A 2,034-nucleotide genomic window follows, 5' to 3' on the forward strand; every position below is an offset into this window, starting at 1 on the left:
AGTTTGATCCTGGCTCAGGATGAACGCTGGCGGCGTGCTTAACACATGCAAGTCGAACGATGATCCGGTGCTTGCACCGGGGATTAGTGGCGAACGGGTGAGTAACACGTGAGTAACCTGCCCTTAACTCTGGGATAAGCCTGGGAAACTGGGTCTAATACCGGATATGACTCCTCATCGCATGGTGGGGGGTGGAAAGCTTTTTGTGGTTTTGGATGGACTCGCGGCCTATCAGCTTGTTGGTGAGGTAATGGCTCACCAAGGCGACGACGGGTAGCCGGCCTGAGAGGGTGACCGGCCACACTGGGACTGAGACACGGCCCAGACTCCTACGGGAGGCAGCAGTGGGGAATATTGCACAATGGGCGCAAGCCTGATGCAGCGACGCCGCGTGAGGGATGACGGCCTTCGGGTTGTAAACCTCTTTCAGTAGGGAAGAAGCGAAAGTGACGGTACCTGCAGAAGAAGCGCCGGCTAACTACGTGCCAGCAGCCGCGGTAATACGTAGGGCGCAAGCGTTATCCGGAATTATTGGGCGTAAAGAGCTCGTAGGCGGTTTGTCGCGTCTGCCGTGAAAGTCCGGGGCTCAACTCCGGATCTGCGGTGGGTACGGGCAGACTAGAGTGATGTAGGGGAGACTGGAATTCCTGGTGTAGCGGTGAAATGCGCAGATATCAGGAGGAACACCGATGGCGAAGGCAGGTCTCTGGGCATTAACTGACGCTGAGGAGCGAAAGCATGGGGAGCGAACAGGATTAGATACCCTGGTAGTCCATGCCGTAAACGTTGGGCACTAGGTGTGGGGGACATTCCACGTTTTCCGCGCCGTAGCTAACGCATTAAGTGCCCCGCCTGGGGAGTACGGCCGCAAGGCTAAAACTCAAAGGAATTGACGGGGGCCCGCACAAGCGGCGGAGCATGCGGATTAATTCGATGCAACGCGAAGAACCTTACCAAGGCTTGACATGGGCCGGACCGGGCTGGAAACAGTCCTTCCCCTTTGGGGCCGGTTCACAGGTGGTGCATGGTTGTCGTCAGCTCGTGTCGTGAGATGTTGGGTTAAGTCCCGCAACGAGCGCAACCCTCGTTCCATGTTGCCAGCGCGTAATGGCGGGGACTCATGGGAGACTGCCGGGGTCAACTCGGAGGAAGGTGGGGACGACGTCAAATCATCATGCCCCTTATGTCTTGGGCTTCACGCATGCTACAATGGCCGGTACAAAGGGTTGCGATACTGTGAGGTGGAGCTAATCCCAAAAAGCCGGTCTCAGTTCGGATTGGGGTCTGCAACTCGACCCCATGAAGTCGGAGTCGCTAGTAATCGCAGATCAGCAACGCTGCGGTGAATACGTTCCCGGGCCTTGTACACACCGCCCGTCAAGTCACGAAAGTTGGTAACACCCGAAGCCGGTGGCCTAACCCCTTGTGGGAGGGAGCTGTCGAAGGTGGGACTGGCGATTGGGACTAAGTCGTAACAAGGTAGCCGTACCGGAAGGTGCGGCTGGATCACCTCCTTTCTAAGGAGCACCTACAAACGCCTTGCCTCATGTATGTGAGTGTGGAGGGTTTGTCAGGAGTACGCCCGTTGCGCAGACGATTGTTCTGCGGCGGGTGCTCACGGGTGGAATATCAGCAGATAGCGGCCGCCGGTTTCCTGCCGGCACCCAGTACGGATGTTTTGTTCCTTCCTTGTGGAGGGGTGAGTGTCCTGGAACGGTGCGGACGGGGGATGAGCGGTTTAGTGTTTGGCACACTGTTGGGTCCTGAGGCAACAGGGCCGGGGTCTTCCCTTTGCGGGGTTGATCCTGGTACTTGTTTGTTTCTGGTTTCCTGGCTGCACCGATCATGCATGTATCGGCCCCTTTGCGGGTTGTGTGTGTGGGGTGTGTGGTACGGGGTTGTTGTTTGAGAACTACATAGTGGACGCGAGCATCTTTTATAAGAAGCAATTTCCAAGAATATGAACCTGGATCTGGCTGCGCGTGATGATGGCACTTCCTTTGGGGGGTGTGGTTGTTGGGTGTGGCTGGTTTC

1 rRNA gene is annotated in these 2,034 nt (G+C 56.8%); it reads left to right on the forward strand.

The features are described 5' to 3' along the window. Nucleotides 1-1,517, forward strand: a 16S ribosomal RNA gene (locus tag WMN78_RS04385); the annotation flags it as partial. Nucleotides 1,518-2,034: the final 517 nt, after the last annotated feature.

Source organism: Arthrobacter oryzae, from assembly GCF_037911235.1.
Classification (GTDB): Bacteria; Actinomycetota; Actinomycetes; order Actinomycetales; family Micrococcaceae; genus Arthrobacter; species Arthrobacter oryzae_E.